The 16,602-nt window shown below is 40.7% G+C and carries 14 protein-coding genes; 10 read left to right on the forward strand and 4 right to left on the reverse strand.

All coding sequences use genetic code 11. The annotated features are described in order from the left end of the window. Positions 1 to 2: 2 nt before the first annotated feature. The gene (locus J1G40_RS08705) at positions 3 to 671 is read right to left on the reverse strand and encodes a succinate dehydrogenase cytochrome b subunit (protein WP_265242238.1); all 669 of its coding nucleotides are present in this window, start codon (positions 669 to 671) and stop codon (positions 3 to 5) included. 270 nt (positions 672 to 941) lie between these two features. Here J1G40_RS08705 and J1G40_RS08710 point away from each other — a divergent pair, with 270 nt between their 5' ends. After that, the gene (locus J1G40_RS08710) at positions 942 to 1,832 is read left to right on the forward strand and encodes a RimK family alpha-L-glutamate ligase (RefSeq protein WP_265242239.1); all 891 of its coding nucleotides are present in this window, start codon (positions 942 to 944) and stop codon (positions 1,830 to 1,832) included. A 42-nt stretch (positions 1,833 to 1,874) separates the two neighbouring features. After that, complete coding sequence (locus tag J1G40_RS08715; RefSeq protein ID WP_265242240.1) at positions 1,875 to 2,837, forward strand: succinylglutamate desuccinylase/aspartoacylase family protein; 963 nt, start codon at positions 1,875 to 1,877, stop codon at positions 2,835 to 2,837. Between the two features lie 256 nt (positions 2,838 to 3,093). Here the strand turns inward: J1G40_RS08715 and J1G40_RS08720 are convergent, their stop codons facing one another. Next, positions 3,094 to 5,943 (reverse strand): WD40/YVTN/BNR-like repeat-containing protein, encoded by a 2,850-nt coding sequence (locus J1G40_RS08720; protein WP_265242241.1) that lies wholly within the window; start codon positions 5,941 to 5,943, stop codon positions 3,094 to 3,096. A 141-nt stretch (positions 5,944 to 6,084) separates the two neighbouring features. Between J1G40_RS08720 and J1G40_RS08725 the strand changes: the two genes are divergently transcribed. Together J1G40_RS08725 and J1G40_RS08730 are read left to right on the forward strand one after the other, a co-directional pair. After that, a complete protein-coding gene (locus tag J1G40_RS08725; RefSeq protein ID WP_265242242.1) occupies positions 6,085 to 6,390 on the forward strand; it encodes a hypothetical protein in 306 nt (101 codons plus the stop codon). Positions 6,391 to 6,489: 99 nt separating this feature from the next. Beyond that, positions 6,490 to 7,788, forward strand: coding sequence for an aminopeptidase P family protein (locus tag J1G40_RS08730; protein WP_265242243.1), 1,299 nt, complete (start codon positions 6,490 to 6,492; stop codon positions 7,786 to 7,788). Positions 7,789 to 7,839: 51 nt separating this feature from the next. On the opposite strand, the gene brnQ is transcribed toward J1G40_RS08730, so the two are convergent. Then, complete coding sequence (brnQ, locus tag J1G40_RS08735; RefSeq protein ID WP_265242244.1) at positions 7,840 to 9,126, reverse strand: branched-chain amino acid transport system II carrier protein; 1,287 nt, start codon at positions 9,124 to 9,126, stop codon at positions 7,840 to 7,842. A 263-nt stretch (positions 9,127 to 9,389) separates the two neighbouring features. On the opposite strand from brnQ, the gene J1G40_RS08740 reads away from it, so the two are divergent. Then, positions 9,390 to 9,656: a hypothetical protein gene (locus J1G40_RS08740; protein ID WP_265242245.1), complete on the forward strand. Its 267-nt coding sequence runs from the start codon at positions 9,390 to 9,392 to the stop codon at positions 9,654 to 9,656. Positions 9,657 to 9,858: 202 nt separating this feature from the next. Here J1G40_RS08740 and thiL read toward each other — a convergent pair whose 3' ends face one another. Continuing rightward, positions 9,859 to 10,908, reverse strand: a complete 1,050-nt coding sequence (thiL, locus tag J1G40_RS08745) for a thiamine-phosphate kinase (RefSeq protein WP_265242246.1) — start codon at positions 10,906 to 10,908, stop codon at positions 9,859 to 9,861. 78 nt (positions 10,909 to 10,986) lie between these two features. Here thiL and J1G40_RS08750 point away from each other — a divergent pair, with 78 nt between their 5' ends. From J1G40_RS08750 to J1G40_RS08770, 5 genes are all read left to right on the forward strand, one after another. Next, on the forward strand, positions 10,987 to 12,252 hold the full coding sequence (locus tag J1G40_RS08750; protein WP_265242247.1) for a choice-of-anchor B family protein: 1,266 nt from the start codon (positions 10,987 to 10,989) through the stop codon (positions 12,250 to 12,252). Positions 12,253 to 12,255: 3 nt separating this feature from the next. Next, positions 12,256 to 13,611, forward strand: a complete 1,356-nt coding sequence (locus J1G40_RS08755; protein WP_265242248.1) for a hypothetical protein — start codon at positions 12,256 to 12,258, stop codon at positions 13,609 to 13,611. Positions 13,612 to 13,864: 253 nt separating this feature from the next. After that, entirely contained in the window at positions 13,865 to 14,194 is a 330-nt protein-coding gene (locus J1G40_RS08760) for a HesB/IscA family protein (protein ID WP_265242249.1), read from the forward strand. 60 nt (positions 14,195 to 14,254) lie between these two features. Further along, the gene (sufB, locus tag J1G40_RS08765) at positions 14,255 to 15,700 is read left to right on the forward strand and encodes a Fe-S cluster assembly protein SufB (protein WP_265242250.1); all 1,446 of its coding nucleotides are present in this window, start codon (positions 14,255 to 14,257) and stop codon (positions 15,698 to 15,700) included. Positions 15,701 to 15,723: 23 nt separating this feature from the next. After that, the gene (locus tag J1G40_RS08770) at positions 15,724 to 16,602 is read left to right on the forward strand and encodes an N-acyl homoserine lactonase family protein (RefSeq protein ID WP_265242251.1); all 879 of its coding nucleotides are present in this window, start codon (positions 15,724 to 15,726) and stop codon (positions 16,600 to 16,602) included.

A 16,602-nucleotide genomic window follows, 5' to 3' on the forward strand; every position in this document is an offset into this window, starting at 1 on the left:
AATTAATGTGTTATTGGGTTAAGATGGTGGTATATAGCTATAAAAATAAAGCCCAAAGGAATTAAAACAGCAAATAGCTTTGTCAGTGGTTTGATGGCTATTGAATACTTATTGTTGAATCCTACAGATTGAAATGACGATGCAAAGCCATGCCATAAATGGAGGCTTAGAAGAACAAAAGAGATAATATACAGTACAGTTCTCCAAATTGGTTCAAATTTTTCCACTGTTTCAGCGTGATATCTACCGGGATCTTCCGGACTGAAATCTATGTATTTATAACTTATCTCATGAATCCAAAAGTCGTAAAAGTGCAACACCAAAAATGCCAGAACAACAAGTCCGGTAATAATCATATTCCTGGAAACCCAGCTGGCATTGGCACTTCCTTTGTAACTCGCATAGCTTATACTACGCGCCCTTCTATTCTGCAGCTCCAAAATAAAACCCATGACAAAATGAATAATTACTCCGGCAATAAGAATTGGTTGAAGCAGGTATTGCACCAATGGATTGTAACCCATAAAATGAGACCATTCATTAAAAGTGTCGGGTGCTATTACAGATGTAATATTGATAGTAAAATGCTGGGCCAGAAAGAAAACTAAAAAAAGGCCGGAAAGCGCCATTACCACTTTTCGGGCAATGGAAGATTTAGTCAATCCGCTCATAAGAAGTTGGTTTAAATAGTGAATACAAAACTAGCGCATAGCCCTGTCTTTAACAAACTTTATAGCCGAATTTAGAATGGATATAAAGTACTGCAACAGCCGAATTTTTAATTGGCACAAATTCTAAAATAATGATCCTCAATGCCGCTGTTATATTTGTTAATTTAAGGATGAAAAGTATTGAGTCTGCCGTAATTTTTCTCAAAGCGTTGGGGTGATTCCGATTTTTGAACGATATTACAGAGGTAATCCAACCAAGTTACTACTAACATGAACATTGGCCTCTTATCGGTGAGTATGAATGTTTATTCCACAAAAAGAATAGCTGTGGAGGCCGAGAAGTTAGGGCATCATATAGAACTTATTGATCACACAAAATGTTCGGTAAAACTGGGATCAGGGAAACCCCAGATCTATCTCAGGGACGAAAATATAACCAACGATTTCCATGCTATCATTCCGAGAATTGGAGCTAAAGTAACAAAACACGGCTCCGCTATCGTAAAGCAGTTTGAAATGAATGGAGTTTTTAGTACGGCTCGTTCATTGGGGATTACCCGGGCCAGGAATAAAGTCAGGACACTACAGATTATGGCCAGAAAAGGCATCCCTATCCCCGAAACATTATTTTCAATAAACCCTGACAATATTGAAGAGCAAATAAAAATTCTGGGGGGGCCGCCTGTAATTATAAAACTTCAGGAAGGCACTCAGGGACTAGGTGTGATTTTGGCAGAGACCAAAAAATCAGCCAAATCTATTATAGATACTTTTTATAAAATGGATACAAGCATACTGATTCAAAAATATATTGAGGAATCTAATGGGGAGGATATCCGCATTTTTGTTGTCGGAAATAAAGTGGTAGCCAGCATGAAACGGACCAGCGCTGTGGGTGAATTTCGCTCCAATGTACACAGAGGGGGTAAATCTGTGGCCATCAAACCATCAAATAAGGAAGAGTATATAGCCCTTAATGCGACAAAGTATTTGGGATTAGGAGTAGCAGGCGTAGATCTTATTCGCTCCAAAAAGGGCCCTTTGCTTATTGAGGTAAATGCCTCACCTGGATTACAGGGCATAGAGGCCGCCACAGGCGTAAATATTGCTAGTGAGATCATCAAGTACGTAGAACAAAATGGGCGCCGCCGAAGGCGTTAATATTTTTTTAGGTAAAGCCTTTTACCTGAGAATAATTTAAATATGGAAAACGAGGAGAATAAAGACATTGTAATTGGTAATGAGGCCGTTGCTCCCGGAGAAGCAAAATTGTTGAAGATAAGTATAGACAGACTACCTACAGGGACCCTGATAGACATACCAATCTATGTTTTTAACGCCAAAAAACCTGGACCAACAATTCTGGTTCAGGCCGGATTGCACGGCGATGAGATCAATGGAATTGAAATTGTACGTCGAATGTTGCAGCAGAAGCGTTTAAAAGTAAAGAAAGGAGCTATAATTGCGGTCCCCATCCTGAATATTTTCGGATTTATTCATTTTTCCAGAGATGTACCAGACGGCAAAGATGTTAACAGAAGTTTTCCGGGCAAAAAAACAGGTTCAATGGCCAGCAGGATAGCGTATCATTATACTACCGAAATTTTGCGTCAGGTAGATTGTGGCATAGACCTGCATACAGGTGGTGCCCAAAGGCATAATTACCCCCAGGTACGCTATACTGCAGAGGACGAAAACAGTAAGAGATTGGCAGGGATTTTTAATGCACCAATAACTTTTCCGGCCAGACTAATCAGGGGGTCGTTTAGAAATGCAGCTTTTAGAATGCAGGTGCCCACTATAGTTTTTGAAGCAGGCGAAAGTATGCGGTTCGATGATTATGCAATTCTGCAGGGAATGCAGGGGATTATAAATGTTTTAGATCATTTTGGGATGAATACCAAAACACAACCGGAGTACGCAAAAAAGAAAAAAACAATACTACTAGACGAAAGGCGATGGTTGCGTGCACATACAGCAGGTATGTTTATCCCGGAGGTCATTAATGGAAGTAAGATTATAAAAGGACAGGAATTGGGGCTTATTACAGACACCTACGCAAAGCACAGAAGAAAAATTAAATCCCCGTATGATGGGTATGTTATTTGTATTAACCATCAGGCGGTAGTAAATCAGGGGGATGCGCTATTTCACGTAGGCAGGTAAATGTAGCCACTTACCGACGTTAAAAAGGATTTTTTATAGGCTTTTCAGCCCTGGAGGTATTTTTTAAAAGCAAATTACAGACCACCTGGTTGGTTGCTAAGGTTTTTAATCGATAGTGGCCAGTAAAACTAGCGCCTTATCGATAAAAAACGACTCAAAAACCAAGGCAATTCCTGAGATAAGCGTGTGCCAATGGCATAAAAACAAACTACTAAGTCTGTTTCGCAATTTTGTCATTTTATCGGAAAAACGGGCATCATTTTATTTCAAAATGCACCGTTTCTTTAAGCTTTTTTGTGGTAATTTCCACTGTATATTTGCCTTGAGGAAGGTAAGTTTTACCATTTTTGGCAGTCCTGAGGGCCTTTTTGTTTCTTTTTAAATATGCGGTTTTGCCAGACTTGGAGAAGGCGACATCATAAGACATAATATTAAGTCCTTTATCTGCGCTAAGTTCACTGGAACTTACCACTATGCCTTCCTGGCTTTTTACTTCGGCCCTATAAATCTCTGCTTTATCTGAATAAAAAGTAATATCAATCCCGGGGGTATTGGGCGTACTCCATTGGCCAGACGGGTTGCCCCAACGGTCTGAGTGCTTTATATTTTCCGGCTCGAATACAACAAGGTTTTTAGAAAGCATATCTGGAGTTAATTGTTGCAACTCCGCGATATCGGCCTTATATATACTCCTCCCATGGGTGCCTACGACTAAATGCCGGGCTTCTGGCTGGATTACCAGATCGTGGATTGCCACGTTCGGGATCCCGTTTTGAAAAAGTTCCCAGGAATCTCCCCGGTTAAATGAAACATACAGGCCGTTATCTGTTCCGGCGAACAGTAGCATTTCGTTCTCAGGATCTTCTAAAATTACATTTACTGGAGATTTAGGAATATTAGCAGCGATGTTTTTCCAGCTTTTTCCATAATCTTCACTAACATATATATATGGGGTAAAATCGTCCCAACGGTAGCCATTCAGGCTGGCATAGACCCTTTCTTTTTTATGTTTAGAAGCCGCTATTCTGCTTACCCACAGATCTTTTGGAAAGCCCGAAGACAGGACCTCCCAGCTTCCTCCACCATTTTTACTCAAATGTACCAGTCCGTCGTCACTTCCGGTATAAAGTAATCCAAACTTAAAAACAGATTCTGAAATTGTGGTAATTGTTCCATAGGCTACATTGCCTTTCTTTCCTCCTGTACTAAGATCTCCAGAGATGGTTTCCCAATCGTCTCCCTGGTTTAGGGAGCGATGTAACATATTACTGCCCATATATAATATATCCTGGTTGTGAGGCGATAGTAAAATGGGAGTTAGCCAGTTAAAACGAAATGGTGTTTGACCAAGCTCGTGTTTTGGTTGAATGCGTTTACGAGAATCTTTACTGAGGTCTAATCTGAAATAATTACCAAACTGGAATCCTGTATAGACAATACTTGGGTTCCTGTTGTCTATTTGTACTTGCATCCCATCTCCCCCAAGGATAGATTTCCAAGGATTATGACCGGTTTGATGCCATCTGCTGTTTATCTGCGCATTATGGGGCCCCATCCATACCCCATTATCCTGAAGTCCGCCATAAACATGATAGGGCTCCTGGTTATCTACATTAACGGCATAGAACTGACCGACAGATGTAGAGTTGTGTTTGGTCCAATGTTTCCCGTCATCGTAGGTAGTATTAAGCCCGCCGTCATTGCCATTAATAAGGTGGCCTGGTTTTGCCGGGTTTAACCATAGCGCCTGATGATCTGAATGTACATTTTCAGCGCTAATTGAAGTGAAACTCCTTCCACCATCTTTGGATTTTATTAGGGGGACGCCCCCCAGGTAAATTTTCTCTTTGTCAGTAGGTGCTACGCGTATTTCTCCAAAATAATACCCATAACTATAGTAGAGATCATCTATATAATCCTGATTCATTTTTTTCCAGCTCATACCCGCATCATCACTCCTGTAAACCTCAGCGCCAATTACCGGAGTGTCAAAAAGCCTTGAATTCGCATTCTCTAAATACCTGGCCAGGTCTATAGGTTTAATCTTTCCGCTTCTGACCATCTGTTTTACATTTGCGGCCTTATATTTTTCTTGAAAACCATTGGCCTTAAGGAACTTATCAAGTTTCTTATCTTCTAAACTCAGGAAATCGGATGTTGACATCGACTTAAAGTCGTTTTTCTCCAGGGATCCGAAAGTATCCGGGGCTTTCTTTGAAGGGCTTCTCCTGTATTGATTGTCGAGTACTGCGTACACTGTATTTTCGTCATAAACAGCCAATCCAATGCGGCCAACGCCTTTTCCGGTTGGAAATCCACTTTCTGGGGTAGATAATTTGGTCCAGCTACTCCCTCCATCTGTACTTTTATAAATACCAGAACCTTCACCGCTGCCGTCAAAATTCCAGGCTTTTCTGTCTTTTTCCCAACTGCTGGCGTACATAATATTGAAGTTGGCGGGTACATGAGCCATGTCTATAATCCCAGTTACCTCATTTACGTAGAGTGTTTTTTCCCATGATTTGCCTCCATCCACAGTTTTAAAAACCCCTCTATTTGCATTTGGGGAATAAAGATGTCCGGTGACACCAACTATGACTTCATCGGAATTGTTAGAGTTGATCAAGATGCGACCAACATGATGAGAGTCTTTAAGACCTGTGTTTACCCATGTTTTACCATTATCAACAGATTTTAAGATCCCTATGCCGGCATAAGAAGACCTTGACGAATTATTCTCCCCGGTACCAACCCATAGTGTTCCAGATTTCCAATCAACAGCAATGTCACCCACATTCTGTGTGGGAGTGCCATCCAATACAGGAACAAAGGAAGTGCCATTATTATTGGTGTACCATACCCCTCCAGAGGCATAACCCACATAATACTCAATCGGATTATCGGGGTTTGCTTCTATATCTACGACTCTCCCACTCATAACTGTGGGGCCAATATTGCTAAACGAGATATTTTTTACTATGGAATTTGCTGCCAGGGCTGTTTTTTTATCAAAGGCTGAGGAGATTTCTTCTGATGAAGTTGGACCTGGTTGAGCAAGGAGTGGAATGCTACTTAAGAGCAGTATGGAGATCAAGAAAGATTTCATTGTTTGGTGGATTAAAATAATTGGAGGTGAAAATATGAATTTGTAAGGGGAATTAGAAAATATTAAGTTATTAACAATTAATTGGACAATGATTTTAATTTTTGTTAATTTATTACCCTCTAAACAACTAAACTAACAATAATGGAAGAGTACTTACCCTTAATTATTCAGCTACTATCCGGGGCCTTGGGAGGCAATATAGCCGGGAAACTATTAAAAAATTTATCATTGGGAACAGTAGGTAATTCTATTTCAGGAATCCTGGGAGGTGGCCTTGGAGGTTATCTTTTGGGGATGCTTGGATTGGGTGATGGTGGTGTAGAAATGTCTGCAGCCGCCGGAAGCATGGACCTTTCCGCTGTTCTTGGAAGTATCGCCGGTGGGGGTGTTGGAGGTGGTGTAGTAATGGCAATCATAGGCGCTTTAAAGAAAGCAATCTCCAAATAACAATAACCAATCTAAAACCGGAGAGGGACTTATTTTAAGTCCCTTTTTTTATGGAGAAATGAGGCATTTGGCTATTTTTGAGAAAATACTACGGATCCGATGAAATACGAGCAAATAACAAACCAGCTATTTATAAAAAACCGCAAAAAATTTATGGCGATGATGAAGCCACAAAGTATAGCGGTGTTTAACTCTAATGATATCTATCCTATAAGTGCAGACAGCACTATGCCCTTTCAACAACATAGAGATATATTTTACCTTAGTGGAGTAGACCAGGAAGAAAGCATACTCCTACTCTTCCCAAATGCGACAAATGTAAAATACCGAGAGGTATTATTTGTCAGAGAAACCAATGATCATATAGCGATCTGGGAAGGAGAGAAGCTAACAAAAGAAAGGGCTACCGACGTTTCAGGGGTTTCAACCGTACATTGGCTTTCCGATTTTGAGAAGATCTTCTTTGATCTTATGACCGAAGTGGAGACCGTTTATTTTAATACTAATGAACACTACAGGCAGGCCGTTGAGACCCAAACCAGGGAAGATCGTTTTATTGCCCGGTGCAAATCAAAATTCCCCGCCCACCAAAGTGCTAAGAGTAACCCCATTTTACAAAAGATTAGAGGTGTCAAGGAGCCCGAGGAACTGGAGCTACTTCAAAAAGCATGTGATATTACAGAAAAAGGTTTTCGAAGGATCCTGAGTTTTACTAAACCCGGGGTATGGGAATACGAACTGGAAGCAGAATATTTACACGAATTTATCCGCAGGCGTTCAAAAGGCTTTGCCTATACACCAATTATTGCTTCCGGGAATAACGCAAATGTTTTGCATTATATAGAGAACAACAATTTGTGTGATGATGGGGATTTGATATTAATGGATGTTGGAGCGGAATATGCCAATTATTCCAGCGATATGACCAGAACGATCCCGGTTAATGGGAAATTCAGTCCCAGGCAGAAAGAAGTATATGAGGCAGTCTTTCGGGTTAAGAATGCAGCGACCAAATTACTGGTGCCCGGCACCCTCTGGGCAGAATACCATAAGGAAGTAGGGCACATAATGACCTCTGAATTGCTTGGCCTTGGTCTGTTGGATAAGGCCGATATTCAAAATGAAAATAAAGACTGGCCCGCCTATAAGAAGTATTTTATGCATGGCACTAGTCACCATATCGGGCTAGACACTCATGATTATGGGGAATTAAAAACGCCAATGAAAGCCAACATGGTTTTCACCGTGGAACCAGGAATTTATATCCCGGACGAAAAATTGGGAATACGCCTCGAAGATGATGTGGTAATTCAAGAAAAGGGGGAGCCATTTAATTTGATGCGCAACATCCCGATAGCCGCAGACGAAATTGAAGAGCTGATGTCTGCCGGGAAGTAATTGCTGCTGTTAAATAAGATCTCTAACTATTATAAAGCAGTTAAATATATTCTACTGCGAAGGATTAACCACCGCAGTTCTTTTTAAGTTTGTAATTATCAAAACCAATAGCGAAGGTATTACCCATCCTAAACTATAACTGCTAAATGGGATCCATTGCTGTACCCCTGCTATTTCCTCACTAAGCCCTATACTGCCTAAAAAGTCGGGAATACTAAAAATTATCGTGGCAAAAATCACCCATTTAAAAACTTTTGGTGTAGTAAACTTCCCCGGAAGTGCATTCAGCAAAATAAGGACAATGGTAATAGGATAAATAAACATTAATGCGGGAAGGGCTATAGCAATGATATAGCCAACATTAAACTGCCCCATCAATACACCCAGAAAACAACCGATAACTGCGGTAATGGTATAAGCCAGCTTATTATTTCCCAATCGCGATTTAACAAAATCTGCAGTACCTGCTACGATACCAACAGCAGTGGTAAAACAGGCAAGGCTCACCAGCAGACTAAGCATTAAATTGCCGGTATTGCCCAAAGTAATACGGCTTATCCCACTTAATAGACCTGTACGTGAAATAGATGCATCAAATTCATTATGCATTAGTGCCCCGGTAATGATAAGTCCACCATAAATTAGGAATAATCCCAATCCTGCCAGCCATCCGGCTTTGGCGATCAAACTTCTTCGTTCCTCATAAGTGGCATTCTTATTTTTCAGGTTGATCGAAATTATAATAACCGCCCCGACAACAACTGCACCTATGGCATCAAAGGTCTGGTAACCTTCAATTACTCCATGCGAGAAGGGATTCCCAATTTCAGAAGGAGCAAAATCTAATTCGAACTGAAACAAACTGGTGCCAATAATCAATGCAAGAATGATAATTATGGCCGGGGTAAGGAATTTACCAATAATATTGAGGATCCTGGATCTGTTCATTACAAAAATAAAAACCAGGAGAAAATAGACTATGCTTGTAGCGATTGCGGGAATATTAAAAAAAGGTTCAATAGCCATTTCATGAGTTACCGATGCGGTTCTCGGAGAAGGGAGAGCTAAGGAGATTGCATAGACAATAAAACAATAAGTTAAACTAAATGCCGGAGATACCTTATGAGCAAAATGGAACATGGTACCTTGTAATTTAGAATGCGCCACAATCCCCAATATTGGTATCAATACTGCGGAAATACAAAATCCAAGAGCCACCAGCCACCAGTATTCTCCAAATTTAAATCCGAGTTGGGGGGGGAGGATTAAATTACCGGCTCCGAAGAAAAGGGAAAATAATGCAAAGGCCGTTACAAGTATTTCCTTCGACTTGTTCATAGTTGAAAATAAGTTGGTAAGATAATAGAAAATACTACAAAACTGTTGCAGAATCTGAGCAAAGAAAAAGTTCCGATAATCGAAAAAAAAGACGTTCATCGAAAAAAGAGGGAAAAAAACCAGGGACACCCAATAAAATGCGGTAACGAGTCGTTACTTAATAGAAAGTGATTCTGCTGAAGCACTTTTTAAATAACCCAGATTAAAATTAGCATTTACTACGGTCCCCAAATCGTCCCGATGCAACCTAAAAACCTACAATTATGAAAAAAATATTTTGTAATATTTTTGGGCACCACTACTCCGTTTCCAAAAAAGTAACTGGTCATATAAAAGAATACAAGTGTGTACACTGTGGCAGAGAAGTTACCACAGATGTAGATGGCAATCTTTCAACTCTGACTCCTGAGCTGCAGGAAATAAACGAAACCTTAGAAAGACTTTATCAAAGAAGACATAGGGCTGCTCAAGTTGTAGCTCCAAAAACACCCCCACAGGTTACTAAAGATGTAACTCAGAAGGTGGCCTGATTATGCTTTGGCAATGAATTTGTCGTCGTAAATGGCGATCCAAATTCTAAAAACTATTCCCAGAAATCAATTGAGCTTCTCTTATGCTATGCCGTCTTGCGCCCCACGACTGTATGGTCCGGAATGTCTCGTTATTTTTGGGAATTTTTTTGTTTATCCCTTCACAAAAATTTATAAATAAGTCTGCCGCATCCAAATTAAATCAGCTGCTTTTTAAGGCATTCCAGCCTTGGGCCTGAAGTTCTATTTGTGTATTTCCCCTTGTAATTAAATAACGCCCCTCCTCTTCAGGAGTCATATGCCCTATTACACTTAAGTTGGGATTGCCTTTTATTTTAGAAAAATCTGCCTGGTCTACGGTAAAGAGTAATTCATAATCTTCTCCTCCATTTAATGCCACAAGGGTACTATCTAGCTGAAACTCTTCACAGCTTCGAATAACGGAAGGATCTAAAGGGATTTTATCCTCAAATAATTTACAGCCCGCCTTGCTTTCTTTACAGAGATGCAGTATTTCTGAAGATAAGCCATCGCTAATGTCTATCATTGAAGTAGGGCGTACTTCTAACTTTTTTAATAGTTCTACAATATCTTTCCGCGCTTCAGGTTTTAACTGACGCTCAACAATATATGAGTACTCTGAAAGATCTGGTTGATTCTCTGGGTTTACCTCAAATACCGCCTTTTCTCTTTCCAGAACCTGTAATCCCATATAGGCTGCACCCAGATCACCACTAACCACTAATAGATCATTGGGTTTTGCTCCACTTCTATAGGATAGTTCCTCTTCTTCAGCGATTCCTATTGCAGTAATACTCAATAGCATTCCTTTATTAGATGAGGTGGTGTCCCCGCCTATAACATCAACATTATAAAGCTTAGCTGCTAATGCGATGCCTTCGTATAATTCCTCGAGAGCCTCAAGAGGAAAACGATTAGAAACAGCCACCGAAACGGTAATTTGGGTGGCAAGGGCGTTCATTGCAAAAATATCGCTGAGATTCACAACAACTGCTTTATACCCCAAATGCTTCAATGGCATATAACTAAGATCAAAATGCACCCCTTCTATCAACAAATCTGTAGAGAGCACCGTTTTTTTTCCTTTAAAATCTAGCACAGCGGCATCATCTCCGATGCCTTTTAAGGTGGTTGGCTGTTGCGGTGCAAAGTTTTTGGTCAGATGGTTTATAAGTTGAAATTCACCCATCTCACCTAAGTCGGTTTTCGCTTGATTCTTGTCTTCGAACATGTTGCAAAAATAAGTAGGATAGGATATAAATGGTATCTTTATATTGAAAAAGAATAAAAGTCTCAAATTATTATTGCTATGCAAAAACTATGTTTTCTCGCATTTCTGTCATTCCTGCTATTTTCCTGTTCAAAAAATGATACTCCAAATGACGCCACCGATGATGATCAAATCATCACAGATGATATGCCAATGGGGGGCGGTGACGATGATCCGATAGTATCCTTCACACCTTGTGAAGGTGGCATGGCTGGCGAGTATCCCTGTAACGGGTACGATCTTTTGGCAAGGATTTCTCTGGCTGATTTTAGTGCCACATCAGCTAATGATATTTGGGGCTGGACAGATCCCGACACCGGGAAGGAATATGCGCTTATTGGCCTGGACAATGGTACTGCATTTGTGGACATTTCCGACACAGAGAATTTAATTTACCTGGGAAAATTACCAACGGCCACAACAAATAGCCCGTGGAGAGATATTAAAGTTTACGAAAATCATGCAATCATTGGTTCGGAGGCAGCCGGACATGGAATGCAGATATTTAATCTGGCCCAACTTCGAAATGTCGTCAATCCTCCGGGAACGTTTTCATCTACAACGCGTTATACCGGTTTTGGAAATTCGCATAATATCGTTGTTAACGAAGAAAGTGGATTTGCTTATCCTGTAGGGACCGCCAGGAATGATGATTTTAACGGAGGGGTACATTTTATTGATATACAAAACCCCAGTGGACCTCTGGCTGCAGGGGGATACGGGGGCAATGGGTATACCCATGATGCCCAGGTAGTGACCTATAATGGCCCTGATGCCGATTATGCCGGAAGCGAGATACTGATAGGAGCTAATGAAAGCAGGGTGGTTATTGTAGATGTTTCGGATAAGGAGAATCCGGTGAATATCTCAACCATCCAATATAGTAATATTGGCTACACTCACCAGGGCTGGTTTACGGAAGATCAGCGCTATTTTTTGCTGGGGGACGAAACGGATGAAATAAATTCCGGATTTAACTCCAGGACTTTGGTCTTTGACCTTTCTGACCTGGACACCCCTGTATTATCAGCAACTTATCTAGGAGAAACAACAGCGATAGACCATAATGGTTATGTAAAAGGAGATGAGTATTTCCTGGCCAATTACAGTGCCGGGCTCAGAGTTTTAGATATTTCGGATATCGCCAATATGAATATTAGCGAAAAAGCTTTTTTTGATACTTTCCCTCAGAATGACACTCCTTTGTTTGATGGCGTCTGGAGTATATACCCTTATTTCGAAAGCGGTAAGATTATCATTAGTGATATCAGTTCAGGACTCTTCGTAGTACAAAAATCGAATTGAAAAATGTCTGGAAAAACGGCTACAAAAATTTTTCTTATTCTGCTCTGCTTTTCCTGTTCAGATGATGATATGAACGACGGGGCTGGGATGCTTCTGGACGATTCAATAGTTAATATGGAACCCGAATGGATCAGGAATTTCGGGGGAAGTGGTAGTGAGACTGCCCAGGCAATTATCAACACAAACGATGGTGGATATGCAGTTTTAGGCTATACCAACAGTACGGATGGTGATATTAGCGATAAGACTATGGCGGTTAATGATTATTGGCTGATTAAATTAGATACAGCCGGTAATATGCAATGGAATACCACCTATGGCGGGAGTAAAGATGATAGGGGGCAGTCTGTAATTCAGACAAAAGATGGGGGCTATGCCATAGTTGGTTACGCCATGAGCAGTGACGGTGATGGCAGTAATAATGAGGGGTTTCATGACAACTGGATTCTTAAACTCAATAGCAGTGGCGGGATAGAATGGGAAAGGAGCTTCGGGTTTTCGGGGCACGATCATTCTTATGATCTGGTCCAGACCGAAGATGACGGTTTCTTTTTTGTAGGATTTCTGGATGTAGTCTCCTCTGGAGGAGCAGGAAGCACCGCCAAATTCAATTCTATTACCAGCCATGGGGTTGGAGAGTTTTGGGGAACCAGGCTAGATGCTACAGGGAATCTGATATGGCGGCGCTATTTTGGCGGATCTAATAACGACAGAGCGCATAGTGTGGTCCAGGCAAATGACGGGGGCTTTATTATGGCAGGGTTTTCGGAGAGCGGCGACGCTGACATCTCATTAGCCAAAGGCAGTTATGATTATTGGGTGGTAAAAGTGGATGGTAAAGGTAAATTGGTCTGGGAAAAATCTTTTGGTGGTAGTGGAATTGAGGTAGCGTATGACATAGAAAAAACAGATGATGGTGCTTACGTCGTCACTGGCCACACCTTTAGTGATGACAATGATATTTCTGAACAACACGGAGAATCTGATGTTTGGCTTATTAAGATAGACGATGGTGGTGAAATGCTCTGGGAGCAGACCTATGGAGGTTCTGGTTTTGATACTGCCCAAAGTGTAAGTCTTACCGCTGACGGGGGATTCCTTATATCCGGGAATTCTAAAAGCACCGATCTGGCAAACTCCAAAAATGCAGGTGAAAATGATATGTGGATACTGAAAACCGATAACCAGGGCATTCTGGAATGGCAGATGAATATTGGTGGTACCGCTATAGACACTGCAAACGATGCGATTGAAGATGCTAATGGTAAAATTTTGGTGGTTGGAGCCAGTCCCAGCACAGATTTCCCAATGGTCCAGAATAAAGGGCAGTCAGACCTGATAGTCCTTAAATTGCAGTAACGTACCCCTTGGTAGTAGGGTAATTTTACCCTTCTAAAAAACTCAAAGAATACCGTCTTTTTAACAGTGGATAATGCCAATGACATTTGGGACGGCTTTGATCTCCAGATTTTTTATCAATTCCATAAAGAAAGTTTATAGAGACATACGTTATAATAATGTTAGGTTCTATGGTAAAACCCTACTTATAACCTATATTTGTAAACTATTTAGAATTGTACTAAATAAGCATTAGTACATAAATATTATAAGAATGATACAGGTTTCTGATACGGCAAAGCAGCGAGTGATCAACCTTATGACGGAAGAAGGGTTTGATGCTTCAAAAGATTTTGTACGAGTTGGTGTGAAAAGCGGGGGTTGTAGTGGGCTGTCTTATGAACTTAAGTTTGATGAAATTGCCGGGGAAGCCGATAAGGTTTTTGAGGATAACAGCGTTCGGATCATTGTAGATAAGAAGAGTTTTCTTTATCTGGTAGGTACCACCTTAGAATACTCTGGAGGCCTTAACGGCAAAGGATTCGTATTTAATAATCCCAATGCACAAAGAACTTGTGGTTGTGGAGAAAGTTTTTCCCTCTAAAACATATTTGATAATTAAATAAGCAACAGGCGGTTTTAATCAACAGCCTCAGATCAAAAAATGGCATATACCGAAGAAGAACTTAAGAAAGAGCTCGAAACAAAAGAGTACGAGTATGGTTTCTATACCGATATTGAGTCGGATACGCTACCGAAAGGACTAAATGAAGATATTGTCAGGGCGATTTCTAAAAAGAAAGATGAACCGGAATGGATGACCCAATGGCGTCTTGAGGCTTTCCGGGCCTGGAAAGATATGGTTGAGCCGGAATGGGCCAATATTCATTATAAGAAACCAGATTTCCAGGACATCTCTTATTATTCTGCACCTAACAAAAAACCAAAATATGAGAGCTTAGATGAGGTAGACCCTGAATTGCTCGCAACTTTCGAAAAATTAGGGATTTCTCTGGATGAGCAAAAAAAACTGGCTGGAGTGGCAGTGGATATAGTGATGGATTCGGTTTCAGTGGCTACCACATTTAAAAAAACCCTGGCAGAGAAAGGAATTATTTTCTGTTCTATATCAGAAGCCATTCAGGAACATCCGGATTTGGTTAGAAAATATCTTGGTACCGTGGTACCTCAAAAAGATAATTTTTACGCAGCGCTAAATTCCGCTGTTTTTTCTGATGGTTCTTTTTGCTATATCCCAAAAGGGGTAAGATGCCCTATGGAACTTTCTACCTATTTCAGAATCAATCAGGCAGGAACAGGTCAATTTGAAAGAACCTTGGTTATTGCCGATGAAGGAAGCTATGTGAGTTATCTCGAGGGTTGTACAGCGCCTTCACGTGATGAAAACCAATTACATGCCGCAGTGGTTGAATTAATAGCTTTAGATGATTCAGAAATAAAATACTCAACGGTACAAAACTGGTTCCCCGGTGATAAAGAAGGTAAGGGCGGCGTTTATAACTTTGTGACTAAGAGGGGAATATGTGAAAAAAATGCAAAAATTTCCTGGACACAGGTAGAGACAGGTTCGGCGATTACATGGAAGTATCCCTCATGTATATTAAAGGGAGATAACGCAATAGGAGAGTTTTATTCTATAGCTGTTACCAATAATTACCAGCAGGCGGATACAGGAACAAAAATGGTGCATATTGGTAAAAACACCAAGAGCACAATTATCTCTAAAGGGATTTCGGCCGGGAAATCTCAGAATAGCTACAGAGGTTTGGTCCAGGTGAACAGCAGAGCTGAGAATGCCAGAAACTTTTCTCAGTGTGATTCCCTGCTTATGGGGAATGAATGCGGAGCACATACTTTTCCCTATATAGAGGCAAAAAACAAATCGGCGCAGATAGAACATGAGGCCACCACTAGTAAAATAGGGGAAGACCAGATTTTCTATTGCAATCAAAGAGGTATAGATACAGAGAAGGCCATTGCACTTATTGTAAACGGATTTAGTAAAGAAGTTTTAAACAAGTTACCTATGGAGTTTGCCGTGGAGGCTCAGAAGCTGTTGGAAATAAGTCTTGAAGGATCTGTAGGATAATGATAATACACAGTATGGCAGAAATGAAAAAAATAGTAATTATTGGCCTGTTAAGCTTAGTCGTTTTATCCTGCAAGGAGCAAAAGGAGAAAAATTCCCAGGCGGCGGCGGCAAAGAACGAAAAAATTGCGCCGGAAGTAAAGCTTTATACTTTTAGCGGGGGCACGGTAATGGTTAATAATCTTGAATTGTTTTCGCAGGATACCACTTACCAGGGGCAGAGCAAGGAGTTTGCCGATGCATTTTATGTAATTAGCCATCCCGACGGGAACCTGATGTGGGATGCCGGCTTGCCAGAAGCATTGGCAGCTATGGATGAGCCGTTTACCTCTCCTGATGGAAATTTTACCGTTTCAAGGAAAGATTCTGTAAAAAATCAACTAAAGAGTATCGACCTCTCAATAGAGGACATTAAATACCTTGCGGTTTCTCACACCCATTTTGATCATACCGGGCATGCCAATGTCTTTAAAGATGCCACATGGTTAGTTCAAGGGGCGGAATATGATTTTATAACAAGTGAAGAATCTCAGCAAAATAATGCTGATAATTACAACGCTATCAAGGAACTTACCAAGGTAAAGAAACTAAATGGCGATTTTGATGTGTTTGGAGACGGATCTGTAATCATAAAATCCATGCCCGGACATACCCCGGGTCATCAGGTATTGTATTTGGATTTGGCAGAGCACGGACCTTTACTCTTAACCGGAGATCTCTATCATTTATATGAGAACAGGGAGTTTAAACGCGTACCAATTTTCAATTTTGATGTAGCCCAAACGCTGGCAAGCATGGACGCTTTTGAGGCATTTGCAAAAGAAAAGAATGCCAAAGTGTACCTGCAACATCAGAAAGAAGACTTTGATAAAATGCCTAAGGCACCTAAATTTTTAAAATAA

It is taken from the genome of Muriicola sp. Z0-33 (genome assembly GCF_026126425.1).
Classification (GTDB): Bacteria; Bacteroidota; Bacteroidia; order Flavobacteriales; family Flavobacteriaceae; genus JAFMPW01.